Annotated in this window: 20 protein-coding genes; 14 read left to right on the forward strand and 6 right to left on the reverse strand. The window is 65.4% G+C overall.

Annotation, left to right across the window (positions count from 1 at the left end; genetic code table 11):
• The first annotated feature begins 99 nt into the window (after positions 1 to 99).
• The 4 genes from OC450_RS24470 to OC450_RS24485 all read left to right on the forward strand — a co-directional run bounded on the left by OC450_RS24470 (position 100) and on the right by OC450_RS24485 (position 3,165).
• Entirely contained in the window at positions 100 to 849 is a 750-nt protein-coding gene (locus tag OC450_RS24470; protein ID WP_262048827.1) for an electron transfer flavoprotein subunit beta/FixA family protein, read from the forward strand.
• Positions 849 to 1,799, forward strand: a complete 951-nt coding sequence (locus OC450_RS24475) for an electron transfer flavoprotein subunit alpha/FixB family protein (RefSeq protein ID WP_211381226.1) — start codon at positions 849 to 851, stop codon at positions 1,797 to 1,799. Before OC450_RS24470 ends, OC450_RS24475 begins: the two co-directional genes overlap by 1 nt.
• A 210-nt stretch (positions 1,800 to 2,009) precedes the next feature.
• Entirely contained in the window at positions 2,010 to 2,891 is an 882-nt protein-coding gene (locus tag OC450_RS24480) for a 3-hydroxybutyryl-CoA dehydrogenase (protein WP_211381227.1), read from the forward strand.
• Between the two features lie 79 nt (positions 2,892 to 2,970).
• Positions 2,971 to 3,165 (forward strand): hypothetical protein, encoded by a 195-nt coding sequence (locus OC450_RS24485; RefSeq protein WP_211381228.1) that lies wholly within the window; start codon positions 2,971 to 2,973, stop codon positions 3,163 to 3,165.
• 53 nt (positions 3,166 to 3,218) lie between these two features.
• On the opposite strand, the gene tlpA is transcribed toward OC450_RS24485, so the two are convergent.
• The gene (tlpA, locus tag OC450_RS24490) at positions 3,219 to 3,884 is read right to left on the reverse strand and encodes a thiol:disulfide interchange protein TlpA (RefSeq protein ID WP_262048828.1); all 666 of its coding nucleotides are present in this window, start codon (positions 3,882 to 3,884) and stop codon (positions 3,219 to 3,221) included.
• Between the two features lie 111 nt (positions 3,885 to 3,995).
• Here tlpA and argH point away from each other — a divergent pair, with 111 nt between their 5' ends.
• The 3 genes from argH (at position 3,996) to lysA (ending at position 7,066) form a co-directional block, all read left to right on the forward strand.
• A complete protein-coding gene (gene argH, locus OC450_RS24495; protein WP_262048829.1) occupies positions 3,996 to 5,393 on the forward strand; it encodes an argininosuccinate lyase in 1,398 nt (465 codons plus the stop codon).
• Between the two features lie 93 nt (positions 5,394 to 5,486).
• Positions 5,487 to 5,777: an LPS translocon maturation chaperone LptM gene (gene lptM, locus OC450_RS24500; protein ID WP_211381231.1), complete on the forward strand. Its 291-nt coding sequence runs from the start codon at positions 5,487 to 5,489 to the stop codon at positions 5,775 to 5,777.
• Positions 5,778 to 5,800: 23 nt separating this feature from the next.
• Entirely contained in the window at positions 5,801 to 7,066 is a 1,266-nt protein-coding gene (lysA, locus tag OC450_RS24505; protein WP_262048830.1) for a diaminopimelate decarboxylase, read from the forward strand.
• Between the two features lie 9 nt (positions 7,067 to 7,075).
• On the opposite strand, the gene OC450_RS24510 is transcribed toward lysA, so the two are convergent.
• Both OC450_RS24510 and OC450_RS24515 read right to left on the reverse strand, forming a co-directional pair.
• The gene (locus OC450_RS24510; protein ID WP_262048831.1) at positions 7,076 to 7,984 is read right to left on the reverse strand and encodes an NAD(P)-dependent oxidoreductase; all 909 of its coding nucleotides are present in this window, start codon (positions 7,982 to 7,984) and stop codon (positions 7,076 to 7,078) included.
• A gap of 137 nt (positions 7,985 to 8,121) precedes the next feature.
• Positions 8,122 to 8,505 (reverse strand): carboxymuconolactone decarboxylase family protein, encoded by a 384-nt coding sequence (locus OC450_RS24515; protein ID WP_211381234.1) that lies wholly within the window; start codon positions 8,503 to 8,505, stop codon positions 8,122 to 8,124.
• A gap of 178 nt (positions 8,506 to 8,683) precedes the next feature.
• Between OC450_RS24515 and OC450_RS24520 the strand changes: the two genes are divergently transcribed.
• Both OC450_RS24520 and OC450_RS24525 read left to right on the forward strand, forming a co-directional pair.
• Positions 8,684 to 10,645, forward strand: coding sequence for a TIGR02302 family protein (locus OC450_RS24520; protein WP_211381235.1), 1,962 nt, complete (start codon positions 8,684 to 8,686; stop codon positions 10,643 to 10,645).
• Positions 10,633 to 11,787, forward strand: a complete 1,155-nt coding sequence (locus OC450_RS24525) for a DUF4175 domain-containing protein (protein WP_262048832.1) — start codon at positions 10,633 to 10,635, stop codon at positions 11,785 to 11,787. Before OC450_RS24520 ends, OC450_RS24525 begins: the two co-directional genes overlap by 13 nt.
• A 93-nt stretch (positions 11,788 to 11,880) precedes the next feature.
• Here OC450_RS24525 and OC450_RS24530 read toward each other — a convergent pair whose 3' ends face one another.
• Both OC450_RS24530 and OC450_RS24535 read right to left on the reverse strand, forming a co-directional pair.
• A complete protein-coding gene (locus OC450_RS24530; protein ID WP_211381237.1) occupies positions 11,881 to 12,255 on the reverse strand; it encodes a response regulator in 375 nt (124 codons plus the stop codon).
• Positions 12,256 to 12,302: 47 nt separating this feature from the next.
• Entirely contained in the window at positions 12,303 to 13,181 is an 879-nt protein-coding gene (locus tag OC450_RS24535) for an MJ0042-type zinc finger domain-containing protein (RefSeq protein ID WP_211381238.1), read from the reverse strand.
• Positions 13,182 to 13,360: 179 nt separating this feature from the next.
• On the opposite strand from OC450_RS24535, the gene ftsE reads away from it, so the two are divergent.
• From ftsE to OC450_RS24555, 4 genes are all read left to right on the forward strand, one after another.
• Entirely contained in the window at positions 13,361 to 14,020 is a 660-nt protein-coding gene (ftsE, locus tag OC450_RS24540; RefSeq protein WP_211381239.1) for a cell division ATP-binding protein FtsE, read from the forward strand.
• Positions 14,013 to 14,981, forward strand: a complete 969-nt coding sequence (locus OC450_RS24545; protein WP_211381240.1) for a cell division protein FtsX — start codon at positions 14,013 to 14,015, stop codon at positions 14,979 to 14,981. The genes ftsE and OC450_RS24545 overlap by 8 nt, the downstream gene beginning before the upstream one ends.
• A gap of 169 nt (positions 14,982 to 15,150) precedes the next feature.
• Positions 15,151 to 15,855, forward strand: a complete 705-nt coding sequence (locus OC450_RS24550; RefSeq protein WP_211381241.1) for a YdcF family protein — start codon at positions 15,151 to 15,153, stop codon at positions 15,853 to 15,855.
• Positions 15,856 to 15,877: 22 nt separating this feature from the next.
• Positions 15,878 to 16,651 (forward strand): lysophospholipid acyltransferase family protein, encoded by a 774-nt coding sequence (locus OC450_RS24555; protein WP_211381242.1) that lies wholly within the window; start codon positions 15,878 to 15,880, stop codon positions 16,649 to 16,651.
• Here the strand turns inward: OC450_RS24555 and OC450_RS24560 are convergent.
• The gene (locus OC450_RS24560) at positions 16,648 to 17,259 is read right to left on the reverse strand and encodes a gamma-glutamylcyclotransferase (RefSeq protein ID WP_262048833.1); all 612 of its coding nucleotides are present in this window, start codon (positions 17,257 to 17,259) and stop codon (positions 16,648 to 16,650) included. The two genes, OC450_RS24555 and OC450_RS24560, sit on opposite strands and share 4 nt — an antisense overlap.
• Before the next feature lie 211 nt (positions 17,260 to 17,470).
• Here OC450_RS24560 and OC450_RS24565 point away from each other — a divergent pair, with 211 nt between their 5' ends.
• A complete protein-coding gene (locus OC450_RS24565; RefSeq protein ID WP_262048834.1) occupies positions 17,471 to 18,655 on the forward strand; it encodes a DUF2125 domain-containing protein in 1,185 nt (394 codons plus the stop codon).
• Positions 18,656 to 18,756: the final 101 nt, after the last annotated feature.

Consider the following 18,756-nt stretch of genomic DNA (forward strand, 5'->3'; position numbering starts at 1 on the left):
CCAAAATTAGGCCCCTTCTCGCGTTGACCGGGCCGGATCAGGCCTTTAGGTTCCGCGCCAGTTGATAACCCCCCTCCCAAATTGAGTGAAAGAGGATCGATGAAGGTCTTGGTACCGGTAAAGCGGGTGGTCGATTACAACGTCAAGGTCCGCGTCAAGGGCGATGGATCGGGCGTTGAACTGGCCAACGTCAAAATGTCCATGAACCCGTTCGACGAAATCGCGGTCGAGGAAGCGCTGCGCCTGAAGGAAGGGGGCAAGGCCACCGAGGTCGTCGTAGTTTCCATTGGACCGGCGCAGGCGTCGGAGACGATCCGCACCGGTCTTGCGATGGGTGCCGACCGCGGCATCTTGGTGAAGGCCGACGGCATCGTCGAGCCGCTCGCTGTGGCCAAGATCCTCAAGAAGGTCGCCGAAGAAGAGCAGCCGGGCCTGATCATTCTCGGCAAGCAGGCAATCGACGATGACAGCAATCAGACGGGCCAGATGCTGGCCGCGCTGCTCGGCTGGTCGCAGGCAACCTTCGCCTCGAAGCTCGAGGTCGAAGGAAGCGACTTCAAGGTCACCCGCGAAGTCGATGGCGGCCTGCAGACCGTGAAGCTGAAGGGGCCGGCGATCGTCACCACCGATCTGCGTCTCAACGAGCCGCGCTACGCCTCGCTGCCCAACATCATGAAGGCCAAGAAGAAGCCGATCGCGGACAAGACCGTCGCCGATTATGGCGTCGACGTCACTGCGCGCCTGGAAGTTCTGAAGACGGCTGAGCCCGCGGGCCGCAAGGCCGGCGTCAAGGTCAAGGACGTCGCCGAGCTGGTGTCGAAGCTCAAGAACGAAGCCGGGGTGCTCTGATGACGACGTTGCTGATTGCCGAACACGAACACGAGGTTCTCAAGGACTCCACCAACAAGGCGCTGACCGCGGCCTCCCAGCTCGGCGGCGACGTCCACGTGCTGGTCGCCGGCGGCGGGCAGGGCACCAAGGCTGCGGCCGATTCTGCTTCCAAGCTCGCCGGCGTTGCCAAGGTGCTGGTCGCCGAGGGCGAGCTCTATGCGCACGATCTCGCCGAGCCGCTGGCTGCGCTGATCGTCTCGCTGGCCCCGTCCTACGACGCGATCGTCGCGCCCGCGACCTCGCGCTTCAAGAACGTGATGCCCCGTGTCGCCGCCCTGCTCGACGTCATGCAGGTCTCTGAGATCACCAAGGTGATCGCGCCCGACACCTATGAGCGTCCGATCTATGCCGGCAACGCCATCCAGACGGTGAAGTCCAGGGACGCCAAGAAGGTCATCACGGTGCGTACCTCGACCTTCGCGGCGGCAGCCGCCGGCGGCAGCGCGCCGGTCGAGAGCGTTCAGGCTGCGGCCGATCCGGGCCTGTCGTCCTTCGTCGGCGAGGAAGTCGCCAAGAGCGATCGTCCCGAGCTGACCTCGGCGAAGATCATCGTCTCCGGCGGCCGCGCCATGCAGAGCCGCGAGAACTTCGCAAAGTACATCGAGCCGCTCGCCGACAAGCTCGGCGCCGGCGTCGGCGCCTCGCGCGCAGCGGTGGATGCCGGCTATGCGCCCAACGACTGGCAGGTCGGCCAGACCGGCAAGGTCGTGGCCCCCGAGCTCTATGTCGCAGTGGGCATTTCCGGCGCGATCCAGCATCTGGCCGGCATGAAGGACTCCAAGGTGATCGTTGCGATCAACAAGGACGAGGACGCGCCGATCTTCCAGGTCGCCGATTATGGCCTGGTCGCCGACCTCTACCAGGCGGTTCCTGAGCTCACCGACGCACTCGCCAAGCTCGGCAAGTAAAAACGCGATAAAAACACCGGCCGGAGTGGTACACTCCGGCCGGTGTTTCTTTTTCGAGGCGTTTTCTTTGGCGCGGGGCACGCCGGGGGAGCGATCCAATCTAGGTTTCGGGCCGAGATTCTGGTTAGATCAAGCTTCTGATTAAATCAGACCTCCCAGCTCGGGGGACAAGGCAGGCGCGACATGCGCGCCGTTCCGGTGGATGACATTATGGCGGCAGTAATCAAGAAGGTCGGCGTGATCGGCGCGGGTCAGATGGGCAATGGCATCGCGCATGTCGCGGCGCTGGCCGGCTTCGACGTGGTGCTCAACGACGTCTCGGCTGACCGCCTCAAGTCGGGCATGGCGACCATCAACGGTAATCTGGCGCGCCAGGTCTCCAAAAAGGCCGTCAGCGAGGACGACAAGGCCAAGGCGATGGCGCGCATCGTGGCCGCCGAAAAGCTGGATGACCTCGCCGACTGCGATCTCGTGATCGAGACCGCGGTCGAGAAGGAAGAGGTCAAGCGCAAGATTTTCCACGAGCTCTGCGCGGTGTTGAAGCCGGAGGCGATTGTCGCCTCGGACACATCGTCGATCTCGATCACGCGGCTCGCCGCCGCCACCGACCGGCCCGAACGCTTCATCGGCATTCACTTCATGAATCCGGTGCCGTTGATGGAGCTGGTGGAGCTGATCCGCGGCATCGCCACCGACGACCAGACCTTCGAGGCATCCAAGGAGTTCGTCGCCAAGCTCGGCAAGCAGGTCGCGGTCTCCGAGGATTTCCCGGCCTTCATCGTCAACCGCATCCTGCTGCCGATGATCAACGAGGCGATTTACACGCTGTACGAAGGCGTCGGCAACGTCGAGGCGATCGATGCGGCGATGAAGCTCGGCGCGCACCATCCGATGGGCCCGCTGGAGCTGGCCGATTTCATCGGCCTCGATACCTGCCTGTCGATCATGCAGGTGCTGCACGAGGGCCTCGCCGACTCCAAGTACCGTCCATGCCCGCTCCTGGTGAAATACGTCGAGGCCGGCTGGCTCGGTCGCAAGACCCAGCGCGGCTTCTACGACTACCGCGGCGCCAAGCCGGTTCCGACGCGATAACGCCGCCATCCGCACTGTGACAATTCATGTCGCGTTAACCGCTCGCCTCTAGGTTACGGCCAGTACGAGGGTTCGCGTAATGGACATGATGGCAATGGTCAGCGGTATGCTGGCCGCTCAGCAAGGCGCGCTGCAGTCGAATATCTCGGCGACGCTGATGAAGCAGAACGCGGATACGGAGAAATCCACGGTCCTGACGCTGCTCGGCGCCGGCCAGCCCTCGCTCGCCAATGTCGGCGCCGGCGTCGGCGGCAACCTCAACGTCACCGCCTAGCGCTGATCCGGAAAAGTGGATCCCGGTTTTCCGATCAGATCATGCGCCAATAACTAGAGCGACGCGGCGGCATTGCCCGTCGCCGCCCGGATCAGCTTGAGCGCATCCTCGCTTGCCCATTCCGCCGGCCCCGCGATCGTCGCGATCTCGCAGCCCTGGGGATCGACCAGCACCGAGGTCGGCATGCCTAAAGCCCGGCCTATGGCCTTAAGATCCTGGAAAACCTTGGCTTTCTGGTCGTTGAAATAGCCGAGCCTAGTCAGATTGGCCTCCTTCAGGAAGGTCCTGGGCTTCTCGGCGTCGCGGGTGTCGATATTGATCGCCACCACCTCGAAATTCGGGCCCGACAGCTTGCCCTGAAGCTCGTCCAGCGCCGGCATCTCTTTTCGACATGGCACGCACCAGGTGGCCCAGAGGTTGACCAGCAGCGTCTTGCCGCGGAAATCGGACAGCTTTTTCGGCTTGCCGTCGGCGTCCTCGAAGGCGAGATCCGGCAGCTTCAAAGGGGCGCTCGCCATGGTCAGGGCGGCCACCTCGCCATGGGCAAGCGGGGCGATTTTTTGCGCTGTTGCCACCGCCGCCCGGCAGGCCGGGTCGCCGGACGGGGCCCGGCTCAGGCCCAGCCCATAGAGCGCAGCGAAGCCGGCCAGTCCCCCGATCGCCACGGTGGCGATGACGAAAGGGACCCGGCGCGTGGCGGAGGGCTTCTGGTCGAGCATATCGTTTGTCATCCGGTCGCAGATATGGCTATCAGGGGCCTCTTAGTACGGCTGGCAGCAGTCGGCAAACATACGGCAGCCAGCGACAGGCAAAGGCGTGAGCAGGGGATCATGAGCAACAAGATGTGGGGCGGCCGGTTCTCGGAACGTCCCGACGAGATCATGGAAGAGATCAACGTCTCCATCGACGTCGATCGTCACCTCTTTGCCCAGGACATTGCAGCATCCAAGGCCCACGCCGCGATGCTGGCCGCGCAGGGCATCATCACGGCCTCTGATGCGAAAAATATCGGCAAGGGTCTAGACACGATTTTGTCAGAGATCGGCAAGGGCGCCTTCGAATTCAAGCGTGCGCTCGAGGACATTCACATGAATGTCGAAAGCCGCCTGTCCGAGCTGATCGGGCCCGCCGCCGGCCGCCTGCACACCGCGCGCTCGCGCAACGACCAGGTCGCGACGGATTTCCGTCTCTATGTCCGAGACGTTCTCGACGAGACCGACGCCGCGCTGGCCGCGTTCCAGGCCTCGCTGGTCAACCGCGCGCTCGAACATGCCGCGACCGTGATGCCCGGCTTCACGCATCTGCAGACCGCGCAGCCCGTGACCTTCGGCCATCATCTGCTCGCCTATGTCGAGATGGCGGCGCGCGATCGCGGCCGTTTCCAGGATGCGCGCAAGCGGCTGAACGAGTCTCCGCTCGGCGCGGCCGCGCTCGCCGGCACCTCGTTCCCGATCGATCGGCACGCCACCGCCAAAGCGCTCGGCTTCGACCGCCCGATGGCGAATTCGCTCGATGCGGTCTCCGATCGCGACTTCGTGCTGGAGACGTTGTCGGCGGCCTCGATCTGCGCCGTGCACATGTCGCGCTTCGCCGAGGAGATCGTAATCTGGACCTCGCCGCTGGTTGGTCTCATCCGGCTCAGCGACAAGTTCACCACCGGCTCGTCGATCATGCCGCAGAAGCGCAATCCTGACGCCGCCGAGCTGGTGCGTGCCAAGACCGGCCGCGTCATCGGCGCGCTCAACGGGCTGCTGATCGTGATGAAGGGGTTGCCGCTCGCGTATCAAAAGGACATGCAGGAGGACAAGCAGGGGGCCATGGAGGGCTTTGCCGCGCTGTCGCTTGCGATCCGCGCCATGACCGGCATGGTCCGCGACCTCGTCCCCGACGAGGCGAAGATGAAGCTTGCTGCCGGCGAGGGCTATGCCACCGCCACCGACCTCGCCGACTGGCTGGTACGGACGTTGAAGATGCCGTTCCGCGACGCCCATCACGTCACCGGCCGCATCGTGGCGAGGGCCGCCGAGGGCGGCGTGGCGCTGCACGAGCTGCCGCTCAAGGAGATGCAGGCGATCGAGCCGAAGATCACGAAGGACGTGCTTGGCGTGCTCTCGGTCGAATCGTCGGTGAAGAGCCGGACCAGCTTCGGCGGCACCGCGCCGACGAACGTGGCGAGCCAGGCCAAGGCCTGGGCGAAGCGGCTGGAAAAAGAGCGAAAATTGGGCTGAGGGCAAAATTTCGCTTATGTTTCATGGTCATCCGGGTCTCGCCAGAGCGCGCTAATCTCTGTATGGTGCGCCGCGCGTAGTGGGGATTTCGTCGTGACGTCAAAGTTTCGCCCGGCCGGCTCGGCGTGGGCCATCATTGTCTTGAGCCTGACGGCGCTCGCGCTTGCCGGCTGCGGCCGCAAAGGTCCGCTGGATTTGCCGCCGACCGCCTCCAGCGCGTCGACGGCCAACATCGCGCCTCCGACCGACACCGAGACCGAAGCCCAGAAGACGCCGAGCGTGTTCAATCCCACCTATGGTGCGGACGCCGCGCCCGCGGCCGCCAAGGGCAGGAAGAAATCTTTTATTCTCGACCCGCTTCTGGACGACACACCCAGCAGATGAGCTGGGGCAACTGAGCCAACGCCATGAATCATTTCGACTATCGCAACGGCGTGCTGCACGCCGAGGCGGTGAACCTGTCCGAGCTGGCCGCGACCGTCGGCACGCCATTCTATTGCTATTCGACCGCGACTTTGGAGCGCCACTATCGTGTCTTCACCGACGCCTTCGCCGGCGAGAAGGTGCTGGTCTGCTACGCCATGAAGGCGAACTCGAACCAGTCGGTGCTGCGCACGCTGGCAAAGCTCGGGGCCGGCGCCGACGTGGTCTCGGGCGGCGAATTGAAGCGCGCGCTGGCCGCCGGCATCCCGGCGAGCAAGATCCTGTTCTCCGGTGTCGGCAAGACCGAGACCGAATTGCGCGCCGCGCTTGCCGCCGACATCCTCTGCCTCAACGTCGAATCCGAACCGGAGCTCGAGCTGCTGTCGCGCCTTGCGACGGAGATGGGCAAGACCGCGCGCATCTCTATTCGCGTCAATCCGGACGTCGATGCCGGCACGCATGCCAAGATTTCCACCGGCAAGTCGGAGAACAAGTTCGGCATTCCGATCGCCTATGCCCGCGAGGTCTATGCGCGCGCCGCGAAGCTGCCGGGCATCGAGGTGACCGGCACCGACGTGCATATCGGTAGCCAGATCACCGATCTGTCCAAGATGGAGACCGCGTTCCGCATCCTCTCCGAATTCGTGCAGACGCTGCGCGCCGACGGCCACAACATCTCGCATGTCGATTTCGGCGGCGGCCTCGGCATTCCCTATTACATGGACCGCGAGGCGCCGCCGGCGCCCGACGCCTATGCGGCCATGGTCAAGCGCATCAGCCACAATCTCGGCTGCACGCTGATGTTCGAGCCGGGCCGCATGATCGTCGGCAATGCGGGCATCCTCGTCGCCAAGGTCATCTATGTGAAGCATGGCGACGGCAAGAATTTCGTCATCATCGACGCCGCGATGAACGACCTGATCCGTCCGACGCTGTATGAAGCCCATCACGACATCTTGCCGGTAACGCAGCCTGCGAGCGGCACTCCCACGATCCTGGCCGACGTCGTCGGCCCGGTCTGCGAGACCGGCGACTACCTCGCGCTGGATCGTACGCTGCCGACGCCGAAGCCCGGCGATCTCCTCGCCATCATGACAGCGGGCGCCTATGGCGCGGTCCAGGCCGGCACCTACAACACGCGGCCGCTGGTGCCCGAGGTGCTGGTGAAGGGCGACCAGTACGCGGTCGTGCGCCCGCGCATCGAGGTCGAGCAGTTGATCGCAATGGATACGCCCGCGCCGTGGTTGTGAGGCGAGGCGCTACTTCCCCGCCAATCCGCTGGCCTTCCCGCCAACCACTACGCCTGCCTTCTTCTCGATCGGCTTGATCGCGGCGGTGAAATCGGACTCGGCGCCTTCCGCGCTGATCACGGTCTCCCACAGGCGCCCGACCGCATCGGCGACCTCCATCGACAAGCCGAGCTGCTTCATCTCCTCCAGCGCCAGCCGGACGTCCTTCACCATCAGCCCCGTGGCGAAGCCGAAATCGAAGCTGCGCGGCAGCACCGAGCGTGGAAACTTGTCGCGGCTCGCGGTGTTCATGCCCGATCCCGCATTGATAACGTCGATCATCACGGCGGGATCGAGCCCGGCTTTCACCCCCATCACCACGGCTTCCGACGTCGCCACCATCGCGGTGGCCGAGAGGAAATTGTTGGCGAGCTTCATGGTCTGCGCCGCGCCCGGCTTCTCGCCGATGAAGAACACTTTTCCGATCACGTCGAGCGCCGGCTTGAGCAGCTCGAAATCCGCCTTCGGCCCAGAGACCATCACGGCCAGCGTGCCCTTCTCGGCGCCGCCGACGCCGCCGGAGACCGGGCAGTCGATTTGCACGATGTCGTGCTTGGCGAGCAGGCCATGGATCTTCGATGCCATCTGCGAGCCGACGGTCGAAAGGTCGATGAAGCGTCTGACCCGCTTACCCTCGATGACGCCGTTCGCCCCGGTCGCGACCTCGAGCGAAGCTTGCAGCGACGGCAGGCTCGCCATCACCGTCTCGACCTGGTCGGCGACGTCCTTCGGCGAAGTCGCCGCCGTCGCACCGCGCGCCACCAGCTTGTCGACGACTTCCTTGCGCGTATCGAACACGACCAGCCTGTGTCCCGCCTCAACCAGCCGCCGCGCCATCGGGAAACCCATGTTTCCGAGGCCGATGAATCCGATGTCCATGGTGTTGTTTCCTTCCTGTCGTCATTGCGAGGAGCGAAGCGACGAAGCAATCCAGTCTGTTGCCGCGGAGGCTTTCTGGATTGCTTCGCTTCGCTCGCAATGACGAAGCAATAGCGTTAAGAGCGGTTAGTCTGGCGTCACGCCTTCCCGTCGATCTCCGCGAACACCTCGCGCGCGATGCGAAAGCTGTCGACCGCGGCCGGCATGCCGCCGTAGATCGCGACCTGCATCAGAATCTCGCGGATTTCGTCGCGGGTCACGCCATTGGTCAGCGCGCCCTTGAGATGCGCGCGAAACTCGTGCTGGCGGTTGAGGATCGCGATCATCGCGATGTTGAGCATGCTGCGGGTCTTGCGCGGCAGCTCCTCGCGGCCCCACACCGTGCCCCAGCAATATTCGTTGAGCATCTCCTGGAACGGACGGTTGAAATCGTCGACGCTCTTCAGGGCATTGTTGACATAGGCCTCGCCCAGTACCGCTTTGCGGACTTCCAGGCCCTTGTCGTGCATCTTCTTGTCCATGGCGTTTCCTTTGTTTCCCTTGCATTTCCCTTGGGAACGGCGCGCGGAAATTACGGGGTTGCGGCCGGCCAGTCACGTCCTCGTGTTATGCGGGAAAAGGGGTGTCTCCCGTACAGGAACGGATGCCTCAGTGCTGCCGTTGTGGTACGCTTCTCTTCCGGGCAACCTGGAGAGTTGATTGAACGGCGTCACCCCCGACCCGTCAGACCCGATCCGCGATGGCGACGCTCTGTCGCGGCTGAAGCTGGCGCAGGCCCTGCAACGGGCCATTTATGCCATCGCGTGGGAGCGTGCCTGGCCGAATTTGGCGCGGCTTTTGACCGTTGTCGGCCTGTTCCTGGTGGTGTCCTGGGCCGGCCTCTGGCTGTCGCTGCCGTTCATTGCCCGCGCCATCGGTCTCGTGGTTTTCGCCGGCATCGCGATTGCCGTCCTGTTCCCGTTGATTCGTTTCCGCTGGCCGAGCCGTGAGGAGGCGCTGGCCCGGCTCGACCGTGGCTCCGGCATCCGCCATCGACCGGCCACCACGCTGACGGACACGCTGAGCTCAAAGGATCCGGTGGCGCTGGCGCTGTGGCAGGCGCAGCGCGAGCGCACGCTGGCTTCGATCAAGCGCATCCGCGCCGGTCTGCCGAACCCGCGGCTGGCTCTGCATGATCCCTGGGCGCTGCGCGCGCTGGTCATGGTGATGCTGGTGGCGACCTTCTTCGCAGCCGGAGACGAGCGAGCCATGCGGCTCGGGGCCGCGTTCGACTGGAACGGCGTGCTGGCACCGGCCAATATTCGTGTCGACGCCTGGGTCACGCCGCCGCTCTATGCCGGCAAGCCGCCGATCATCCTGTCGGCCGCCAACAAGGAGGCCGCGGCGCTACCCGCCAGCGGTCCGCTTGCCGTTCCCGCCGGCTCGACCCTGATCGTGCGCTCCTCCGGCGGCAGCCTCGATGTCGTCGTTTCCGGTGGCCTCAAGGAGGTTGCCCCCACGGAAGCCGCGCCCAAGGGCACCAACGAGAAGCATTTTGCCATCGCCGGCGACGGTACCGCGCATGTCCGCGCGCCCTCCGGTCAGCCGCAATGGGCGTTTGTGGCAACGCCGGACCGGCCGCCGACGATTGCGCTGGCCAAGGACCCCGAGCGCCAGGCGCGCGGCGCGCTCCAGCTCTCCTACAAGATCGAGGACGATTACGGCGTCACCGGCGCCGAGGCGCAAATCGGCCTGCGCCCCGCCGATGCCAAGGATGGTGTGAAGGATGGCGTGAAGGACGCCGGCAAGGAGACCGACACCAAGGCGGCCGCGCGGCCGCTGTTCCAGCCGCCGCAGTTTCCGCTCGTGCTGCCGAATGCGCGCACCCGCAACGGCGTCGGCCAGACGGTGAAGGACCTCAGCGAGGACCCGTATGCGGGCGCCGACGTCACGCTGACGCTTACCGCCAAGGACGAGGCCGGCAACGAGGCCAAGAGCGAACCCTTCAACATGCGCCTGCCCGAGCGGCTCTTCACCAATTCGCTCGCCCGCGCGCTGATTGAGCAGCGCCGCATCCTCGCGCTCGATGCCAACAGGAATTCCGACGTCTACGCCGCGCTCGACGCGCTGATGATCGCGCCCGAATTGTTCACGCCGGACGCGGGCTGCTATCTCGGCCTGCGCAGCCTGGCGCTGCAGCTGGAAGCCGCCCGCACCGATGATGCGTTGCGCGATGTGGTGGGAAGCATGTGGGCGTTCGCGGTCACCATCGAGGATGACGGCGTCGCCGGCAGCGTCAACGCCGCGCTGCGCTCGGCGCAGGACGCGCTCAAGCGTGCGCTGGAACGCGGTGCCAGCGAGGACGAGATCAGGGTGCTGACGCAGAAGCTGCGCGAGGCGATGGCCGGCAAGGTGCGCGATCTCGCCCGCCGTTCCGAGCAAAATCCGCTCGGCGCCCGGCAGCCGTTCCCCGCCGAAGTCCAGCTCATCCTCGACAAGGCTGTCGAGCTGAAACAGAAGACTCAGAAAGCCACGCCCGACCAGTTCGAAGAACTGTCGAAGCAGCAGGATGCGTTGCGCGAGCAGCTTCAGGCCTATCGGAAATCGGCGAACAACCGGGCCAACAAGGCGGGCAACGACGGCGCCAATCAGTTCACACGGGACCGGAAATGCGGAAGCTAGCGCGCGTGCCAGTCTTGAAGGCGATCTCGATCGCCGCTCTCGCCGTCCTGCTCGGAGGCGTGCCCGCAGCCGTCTCGGCCCAGCAGGACCAGGATCCCGATGCGCTGCTCGACAGCGCCGAAAAGGCGATGCAGGAGTCCGGCGACAGCCTCAGGCAGAAGGAATCCGGAAAGAGCCTCAACAATCAGTCCGACGCCATCCAGAAGCTCGAGGACTACAAGCGCGCGACCGAGCGCAGCCAGTCCTCAAGCCGCGATCGCTCCGTCATCACCCAGCGCGACCTGGACGAACTTCTGAAGCAGATCGAGAAGGCGGCCAAGGAAGGCAATAAAGAAGCGGCCGAGCGCATGCTCGAGCAGCTTGCGCAGATCATGGAAAACCTCCAGATGGCGCAGCCCGGGCAATCCGGCGACAGCGACATGGAGCAGGCGCTCAACGAGCTCAGCGACATGATCCGCAAGCAGCAGCAATTGCGTGACAAGACATTCAAGCAGGGCCAGGACTCCCGGCGTGATCGCTCGCGCGGCAAGCAGCAGGGCGACCAGTCGATGTCGGACCTCCAGCAGGATCAGCAGTCGCTGCGCGACCGCCTGAAGAAGTTGCAGAACGAGCTCGCCAAGCGCGGCCTCGCGCAGAAAGGGCAGAAGGGCCAGAGCCAGAAAGGGCAGAAGGGGCAGCAGGGCGAGCAGGGGCAGTCCGGCCAGGATGGCGATCAGGACGGTGACCAGGGCGATGACGATGGCAGCCTGGACGCCGCCGACGGGGCCATGGGCGATGCCGGCTCGAAGCTCGGCGAGGGCAATTCCGACGGTGCCGTGGACTCGCAGGGCAAGGCCCTCGACGCCTTGCGCAAGGGCGCGCAGAAGATGGCCGAGGCGATGCAGCAGGGCGACGGCGACGGGCAGGGCGATGGTCCCGGCAATCGTGCCGGCCGCCAGCAGAGCGGCGGCAATCAGACCGATCCGCTCGGCCGCCCCCTGCATGGCCGCGATCTAAGCGACGACTACACGGTGAAGATCCCCGGCGAGATCGACGCCCAGCGCGTCCGCCGCATCCTCGAAGAGCTCCGCCGCCGCTTAGGGGATTCCTCGCGCCCGCAGATCGAGCTCGACTATATCGAGCGGCTGCTGAAGGATTTTTGAGGCTGCGGCGGCTCTCGTAGCCCGGATGAGCGAAGCGATATCCGGGGCCGCCGGTCCTGCATATCGCCCACGCGGGCTACAATCCCGCCCGCGCTACGCCTTCTTCGCCGCCAGCGCATCCGCCACGGCGGTGCGGATGTCGGCGACCGAAAACGGCTTGGTCACGACGTCATGCACCAGCGCATTGAGGTTCGAGGCGCGCTCGCGTTGATCGGCGAATCCGGTCATCAGCAAAATCGTCAGGTCGGGGAAATCGCGCGCGACGGACAACGCCAGCGCGATGCCGTCCATGACGGGCATCTGGATGTCGGTGAGCAGCAGATCGAAGGCGCCGTCCGCGCGGGTCAGGATTTCAAGTGCCTCTGCGCCGTCCTGCGCGGTGACGATCTCGTGGCCGTCCATGGCGATGGCACGCGCCACCAGCTGGCGCATCGAATCCTCGTCGTCGGCGATCAAGATTTTCGGCATGAGATCAAACCTTGGGACCAACCTCCCGTGCGGGCCTGCGGGACCGATTATACGCTGCCGCCGGCGATGTCGCGCCGGTTGAAGAAGCGAACGTCGATATTGCGGCCCTCCGGCGGCGGCGAGGCCAGGCGCGAGCGGAAGAAGGCCCGCTCGCCGGGCTGCAGCACGGTCTGCTCCAGAACGGTGTTCCAGGCGTAGATCTCGGCGCCTTGCGCGTCGCGCACCGCGAAACGCAGCCTGGGAATGTCGAGCGGCTTCTTGCCTTGACCGACGATGACGCCCTCGATCACCAGCACCTGCTTACCGTCCACGGTCTCGCTGGAGAGCTTGACGTCCTTGAAGGCCAGTCCGCGCAGGTTAACCTCAAGGCCGACCATCTTGTAGAAGGCCGCCGTCTGCGGGAGCAGCCGCACCATGTCGCCGCGCCAGACGACGAGCGCAAGCACCAGCGCACCCATGGCGGCGCAGGCGGTCGGCAGGCCGAAATAGGATTTTCGCGGAGCTACGGTGGGCGCCTGACGCCTCACCCGCGCCCCGCGGCGGCCGAACAGGCCGCGGAACCAGGATTGATGCTGTGCGCCGACGACCTCCTCCTCGGCATCCCGGGCCGCCGCTGACCATTCGTCCTCGGTTTCCCGGGCCTCCTCGTCCGGCCAGTCGCTGGCGATCGAGGGGCTGTCGACAACGGGCGCATCGGTGGCGCCGTCGTCCTTTGCGTAGGAGTTCCACTGCTCGGCGAGGTCGGACTGGTCGTCGGCCTGGCTGGCCGCGGCCATGGCCGGGATGGACGCCTCCTCGATGGCATCCTCGGCATGGGCGACCCAGGTCTCCTTGCAACGGGAGCAGCGGACCGTCCGGCCGTTCGCGCCCAGGCTCGCAAGCTTGATGGCGTAGGATGTCGTACAATGGGGGCAGACGATATGCATGGACGAGCCTTGATGCATGGACGGGTCTTGACGATGACGCGGTCGCGGAGAACCGGGCGGCAATTATGCTACAAGGCGACCGTTAACGAACCGGAAACCATAACGGCCGCAGAACCCCTTGATCGCGTGCGGCGGAGCGCAGCGACGCGGCCCGCGCCCTCTCTCGAACGGAGCTGAACTTGGTTCGGTTCGAAAATGTCGGATTGCGTTACGGTCTGGGGCCGGAGATCCTGCGCGACCTCAGCTTCCAGATTCCGGCGCACTCCTTCCAGTTCCTCACCGGCCCGTCCGGCGCCGGCAAGACCTCGCTGCTGCGCCTGCTGTTCCTGTCGCATCGGCCGACGCGCGGCCTGGTCAATCTGTTCGGCCACGACATCTCGCAGCTCGGCAAGGACGAGATCGCGGATCTGCGCAAGCGCATCGGCATCGTGCTGCAGGATTTCCGCCTGCTCGACCACATGACGACCTATGAGAACGTCGCGCTGCCGTTCCGCGTCATGGGCCGCAGCGAATCGAGCTACCGCAAGGAGGTCATCGACCTGTTGAAATGGGTCGGGCTCGGCGAGCGCATGGACGCGCTGCCGCCGATCCTGTCCGGCGGCGAGAAGCAGCGCGCGGCGATCGCGCGCGCCGTGATCTCGCGGCCGCAGCTCCTGCTGGCGGACGAGCCGACCGGCAGCGTCGATCCGACGCTCGGCCGCCGCCTGCTGCGACTGTTCATCGAGCTCAACAAATCGGGCACCGCCGTCATCATCGCCACCCACGACATCGCCCTGATGGACCAGTACGAGGCGCGCCGCTTCGTGCTGCATCAGGGCCGGCTGCACGTCTATGAGTAGACCCGACGAGCGCGGCGTCTTGGTCGACCTCGGACAGGAGGGGCCGCCGCTTCCTCCTCGGGCGCGCAACCTGTCGCCGATCGTGCCGCGCGCCTCGATCCATGGCCGTGCCCTGGTCGCCGTCGTGGCCATCATGACCTTCCTGGCGTCGATGACCACGGGGACGGTGCTGCTGGTCAGCGCCTCCGCCGCGGAATGGCAGTCGGACGTCGCCAGCGAAATCACCATCCAGGTCCGCCCGCAGACCGGCCGCGATCTCGAGCGCGACACCGCGGCGGTGGCCGAAGCCATGCGCGCGCAAGCCGGCATCGTCGAGGTCAAGCCGTTCACCAAGGACGAGAGCGGGAAGTTGCTCGAGCCCTGGCTCGGCACCGGGCTGTCGATGGACGATCTGCCGGTGCCGCGCATGATCATCGCGCGCGTGCAGCCCGGCACGCCGCTCGATCTCGGCGCCCTGCGCGCCCGGGTGACCCAGGTGGCGCCGAGCGCCAGCGTCGACGATCACCGCGCCTGGATCGAGCGCATGCGCTCGATGACCAACGCCACCGTGCTCGCCGGCCTCGGCATTCTCGCGCTCGTCATCATCGCGACCATCATCTCGGTATCGTTTGCGACCCGCGGCGCCATGGCGGCGAACCGTCCGATCGTCGAGGTCCTGCACTTCGTCGGCGCCGGCGACCGCTACATCGCCAACCGTTTCCTGCGGCATTTCCTCAGGCTGGGCCTGGAGGGCGGCGTCATCGGCGGCGGCGCCGCAATGCTGGTGTTCGGCTTCTCCGAGTCGATCGCCGGCTGGTTTTCCGGCACCCCCGTCGGCGACCAGTTCGCAGCCCTGCTCGGCACCTTCTCGCTGCGGCCGTCCGGCTACATCGTGCTTGCGGTGCAGGCCGTGCTGATCGGCGCCATCACCGCCGTGGCCTCGCGCCAGACCCTGTTCGCGACGCTGAACGATGTCGATTGAGAATATTTGTGCGTGTGGCTTCTTCCCCTCTTCCCGCTTGCGGGGCGAGGGAGCACACCGCTGACGCGGATAGGGTTGTGTCCATTGCGTTCGCGGAGCCCGATAAACCGGACTCCACTTCGCCTCAAAACGTCCTAAAATCGTCCGGGGAAGGGATTACCGACATCGCATGACCTCGCCGACCGATGATCGACCGCCGAAACTGCCGCGCGGCTGGCTGCGTGCGGCATTGGTGTCGACGATTGCGCTCGCCTTCGTCGGCGCGGCGGCGGGCTTCATCGCGTTCCTGTCGCAATTGCGCGGCGCCGAGATCGCGCCGGATCGCAAGGCTGATGGCATCGTGGTGCTCACAGGCGGCTCGTCGCGGGTGTTGGACGCGATGGAGCTGCTCGCGGCCGGCTATGGCAAGCGGCTCCTGATCTCCGGCGTGCACCCGACCTCGACGGCGAGCGACATCTCCCGGACGTTGCCGGAGAACCAGTCCTTCATGCATTGTTGCGTCGATCTCGACCGCACGGCGGTCTCGACCCGTGGCAATGCTGCGGAAGCGCGGCGCTGGGCCGAGGGACGGGGCTTCAGATCGCTGATCGTGGTCACCTCGAACTATCACATGCCGCGCGCGCTGGTGGAATTCTCGCATGCGATGCCGGAGACGAATCTGATCCCGTTCGCGGTGGTCGGCGACAAATGGCGCGAGGAGCCGTGGTGGACCTCGGCATCCACCTTGCGGCTGCTGCTGCTGGAATATGTCAAGTATATCGCGGCCGAGCTCAGGGTACGGCTGGAGGATTTCGGGATTGACCTTTCGCCCGAGATGTCGGAGCAGCCTCCCGGTCTCCAGCCGAGACGGCCCGCCACCGCACAGGCCAATTGACCGGCAATTGATCGGATCGTCGATGTTCTTGATTTTCCTGCGCTCGCTCGTGTTCAACGTGCTGTTCTACGCCGTGCTGGTGTGCCTTGCGATCGTGGCGCTGCCGACCTTCGCCTTGCCGCCGCGCGCGATGCTGACGGTCGCGAAATGGTGGGCGAAGGCGACGCTGTTCCTGATGCGCGTGGTCTGCAACATCAAGGTGGAATTCCGCGGCGTCGAGAAGATCCCGGAGGGGCCGCTGGTGATCGCGGCAAAGCATCAGTCGTTCTGGGAGACTTTCGTGCTGCCGGGCTTTTTCAATCGCCCGATCTTCATCCTCAAGCGTCAGCTCATGCAGATCCCCGTGTTCGGCCAGTTCCTGGTCAAGACCGGGATGATCGCGATCGACCGCAAGGCCGGCGTGAAGGCGCTTCTCGACATGACCCGCCGCGCCCGTGAAGCGGTACGTTCAGGCCGCCAACTCGTGATCTTCCCCGAAGGCACGCGCCGTTCGCCGGGTGCTGCGCCCGACTACAAGACCGGCTTTGCGCAGATCTATTCGTCCTGCGGCGTCCGGTGCCTGCCGATCGCGCTCAATTCCGGCCTGTTCTGGCCGCGTCGCACCTTCATGCGCTATCCCGGCACGCTGGTGGTCGAGTTCCTCGATCCGCTGCCCTCAGGCCTGCCGAAGGACGAGTTTCTCTCCCGCGTGCAAACGGCGATCGAAGACGCGACCGGCCGCCTCGTCGAAGCGGGCCGCAAGGAACAGGAGCAGTTGATCGGCTCGGCGCCGAGCTACGCGCCTTCTGAGCGCTAACGGTTCTCTCGATCTTCAGCGGGAGCCTGCGCGTGCAGGGGATGCGCATCACCATGCAGCATGGTCGCGAGCTGGTGCAGCTGGGTGTCGCGAAAGCCTTCGGCCTCGATCGCCTTCACCGTCGCGGTCACGTAGTCGCGGTTGGCGCCGGACTGGCCATGGCCCTGGAGCACGTGGCGGTGTTGCTCGGTGAGCGACAGCCGGCCGGCATATTGCACATGGCCGCGGTCGACCACATAGGCGAGGGCGGAGACGCGCTGCCGCGCGTCGTTCTCCAGCCACACCGAGCGCATCACTTCCCGATAGACCGACGTCACCTGCTCGCGCGCCCTCAGATAAGCGACCACGTCGGCGCGGTTCTTCTCGGCGACGCGGAAGGCGATGCCGCGGCAGGCGCCGCCGCGGTCGAGCCCGAGCACCAGGCCCGGCTTCTCCGGCGTGCCGCGGTGCACGAAGGAATAGACGCAGAGCGCGCGATGCTCGCCGACCAGCCGCGCCGGGACACGTTCCTCGAATTCGAAGCCCGGCCGCCACATCAGCGAGCCGTAGCCGAACACCCAGAGGTCGCCCTTGGCTGTGGTGACGGAGGGGAGGGTGATTTCCGACATTTCGGGCACGGCTACAGCATGATCCGGAAAAATGTGAAGCGGTTTTCCGAAAAGATCATGCTCGAACAAGGAGCTAAAGCGCGATGACGATTTTTCTGAAGCGCGTCGCGCTGTAGCAGAACCGCGCCCACAAGCGAAGCGAATTCTCCGCCTTTCGTCGCAGCCGAACCTCGCTTACATTTGCCATCATCTGGGGCCAAAGGGTCGCCGCATGTCCGATATGACCGTTGCCGCAGGCCGGCGCTCCCGTTGGGGCCTTTTCATCGCACCGATTATCCTCCTGATCCTCGCCGTCGCGTGGAGCTGCTTCTGGTTCTATGCCGCCTCGCAGGCCGAAGTGGCGGCTGATGCCTGGCGCGCGCAGGAGGCCAAATCCGGCCGCATCTATGATTGTGCCAAGCGCGCGATCGCTGGATTCCCGTTCCGTTTCGAAGTCCAGTGTTCCGGCGCCAGCGTCGCCCTGGTGTCGCAGAACGCCAGCAAGACGCCGTTCACGGCCAAGCTCGACAACATCCTGGTCGTTGCGCAGGTCTACGATCCCAAGCGCGTCATCGCCGAATTTTCCGCGCCGGCGACGCTCACCGACGGCGTTACGCAAAACACCTTCGTGGTGAACTGGAGCAAGGGTCGCAGCAGCGTGATCGGGCTTCCGGCGGTGCCGGAGCGCGCCTCGATCGTGTTCGAGGATCCCACCGTCAACCGTCTCGACGGCAGCGTGCAGGTGCCGCTCGCGCGCGCCAAGCAGATCGAATTGCACGGGCGTCTCGCGGATGGATCGTCGGCCGATCATCCCGTGATCGAAACCGTGCTCCAGATCGCGCAGGGCAGCATCCAGGGCGTTCATCCGCTGCTGGCCGAGCCGTTCCAGGCGGATACGCGCGCGAAGATCACCGGCCTCTCGGACCTCACGCCAAAGCCGTGGCCGCAGCGTTTCCGCGAGATCCAGGCCGCCGGCGGTCACATCGAGATCGTGCAGTCGCGGATCCAGCAGGGCGAGATGATCGCGGTCGCCGCCGGCACGCTCGGGCTCTCGGCCAATGGCCGTCTAGACGGCGAACTGCAGATGACGGTCACGGGCCTCGAGCGCGTGATCCCGGCGCTCGGCATCGAGAAGATGCTGGAAGAGGGCGTGCCGCAGGCAACCCTCGACCGCCTCGCGCCCGGTGTGAAGTCGCAGGATCTCAATAATCTGTTCGGCGCGCTTGACCGCGCCGTTCCCGGCCTCGGCAAGGTGATCAAGCAGAACGCCAATGCCGGCGTCGCCGCGGGCATCAATTCGATCGGCACCGAGAGCACGCTGGAAGGCAAGAAGGCCCGCAGCTTCCCGCTGAAATTCGTCGACGGCGCCGTGCTGCTCGGCCCGGTCAAGGTCGGCCAGATCCCGCCGCTGTATTGATTGTCTCCCGTCATTGTGAGCGAAAGCGAAGCAATCCAGACTTTCTCCTCGGAGACAGTCTGGCGTGCTTCGTCGCTGCGCCGCTCGCAATGACGGAAGAA

The sequence above is a fragment of the Bradyrhizobium sp. Bra78 genome, assembly GCF_024519855.1.
Taxonomy (GTDB): Bacteria; Pseudomonadota; Alphaproteobacteria; order Rhizobiales; family Xanthobacteraceae; genus Bradyrhizobium; species Bradyrhizobium japonicum_G.